This window comes from Psychrobacillus sp. NEAU-3TGS, from assembly GCF_029955155.1.
Lineage (GTDB): Bacteria > Bacillota > Bacilli > Bacillales_A > Planococcaceae > Psychrobacillus.
Window position 1 is genome coordinate 1 of the sequence record NZ_JAPNOZ010000013.1, and the last position, 1,739, is coordinate 1,739.

The window sequence follows — 1,739 nt, forward strand, 5'->3', positions numbered from 1 at the left end:
AACTCTACACGCATTGTGTAACATATCTCGTTACTACGTACAGAATTGTGCTTAAAGCCAATTGTAATTGCTCCGCCGCCTTGCCCTACATTCAGTCTGTAATGATAATCAGAATACCCTTGTCCAATAGTTAAACGTATAGGGGGGACTGTGCCTTCTACTTCTGCAACTCCTAACTTTTCTCTAAATGCTTCAAATACGTCCAATCTCACACTTTCTACATAGATTACGAGATTATCTAAGACGCATTCTATTGTTTTTTCCATCAATTCACCTCCGAGTTGTGTTATATATGACATGTTTTACCGCTTATTAGAGAGGCGGTTTTCAAACGACCATTTCTGATTCATTCGGAACCACAAATCCTAACTCCATTATCGCATGAACCGACAACTCTTGACAGCCAATTAAACACCGTGGATTCATTCCTACCTTCATAACCAAATAACCTTTTGCAAAATACGCACCTTGACCAAGAGCATGAACCCAAACCTTATACAAATTCGTTCCTTCAACGTTGCTATATGAGACTTGATACACAATAATCCCTCCAATTTTTATGTGTGCTGCCACTCCATGGATCTCTCCAGTTGCCCTTGACAGGGGAGAGCCTTTTCTGTGGTATTTCCGAGCCAAGAACCACCTTGATAAAAAACTAAGGTGGCTCGAACGCAAACAGCGTACCACAGAAAATCCCCTATCAAGGGTTCGCTCCGCCAACTTCCAAGAACCATTCCGTTAGTCTTTCTCTTTAGCCAAATAAGTTTCAATCGCCAGCACCGTGACCGCCTGTATCGATAAACCTCTATCTTTGGCTTCTTGTGCTAATTTCTCGTATAACTCTGGGGTTAACCTTGCATTTACCCGTCTAAATGTTAACTCTTGCTCTTCTGCCATCAATACACCTCCTAACTATGGTTCAATTATAACTCAATTATGGTTCAACGTCAAACGTATTTTGTTATTTTCTAAAATAGGTTGTGTGGCAAGGGGGAACCCTGCACCACCACAAGGCAACCTCCCCAGTGGGGCCCCACCTTGTCGCAGTACAGGGAACCCCCCTCTATCCAATACACTCCATTTTTCCCAATAAAAAACCCCTTCAAATCGAAGGGGAACACAGTTTCTATGGTTTTTTTATTCACGATTTCGGTTATACTTGTCTTAAATACGAGTTTATACTTTTCATGATTTTTTCTCGGGCATTTCGGTAAGCGTGGTCTAAGTCCAATTTTTCCATGCTTGCCAATGCCTTTTTTATTTTGGTTTTAGTTGTTCTCGTAAATTCATTCATTTTCATGTAATCGTGATGTATTGCCAATACTGCTGATTTTATCTCGCCTGTTAACTTTTCCTGATTCAAATACACGACTTCATAGTCTTCGTTTATGGTCAAATCCGCCTTACATAACCACTGGAATACGATTGGCTCTTCTAATCGAACTGTATACTCAATCCTCGTTCTATCTTCAAGTATCGTTACTCCTTGCTTCTGTTCAAGTTCCTTTTTCTTATCATAGATTTTTAGACGTCCTGTATTTCCTGATGAACCAAAATACTGTGTGCCTTTGTAGTATGCTTTTTGCCTACCAGTCAAAGAGATTGCAAACAGAGATTTCATATCAACTGGAACATCAAACGCTAAGTCGAACGATTTTATTCTTTTCGTATATTTTGCGAAGTGTTGTCTAAAAACGTCCCAAAAACCCTCGTAGAACGTCTTATTCTTTTGAGGATTG

The 1,739-nt window shown here is 40.0% G+C and carries 4 protein-coding genes; all 4 read right to left on the minus strand.

From position 1 onward, the window contains the following. On the minus strand, positions 1-266 hold a 266-nt coding region (locus OR571_RS22665), incomplete at its 3' end, for a hypothetical protein (RefSeq protein WP_481900428.1). Between the two features lie 61 nt (positions 267-327). Continuing rightward, entirely contained in the window at positions 328-573 is a 246-nt protein-coding gene (locus OR571_RS22670) for a hypothetical protein (protein ID WP_282246364.1), read from the minus strand. Between the two features lie 165 nt (positions 574-738). After that, positions 739-897: a hypothetical protein gene (locus OR571_RS22675; RefSeq protein ID WP_282246365.1), complete on the minus strand. Its 159-nt coding sequence runs from the start codon at positions 895-897 to the stop codon at positions 739-741. A 256-nt stretch (positions 898-1,153) separates the two neighbouring features. Continuing rightward, the coding region (locus tag OR571_RS22680; protein WP_282246366.1) for a hypothetical protein at positions 1,154-1,739 on the minus strand (586 nt) is incomplete at its 5' end.

Coding starts and splice junctions, on each gene's coding strand:
- OR571_RS22675 (WP_282246365.1), bottom strand. CDS start 897: ATGGCAGAAGAGCAAGAGTTAACATTTAGACGGGTAAATGCAAGGTTA.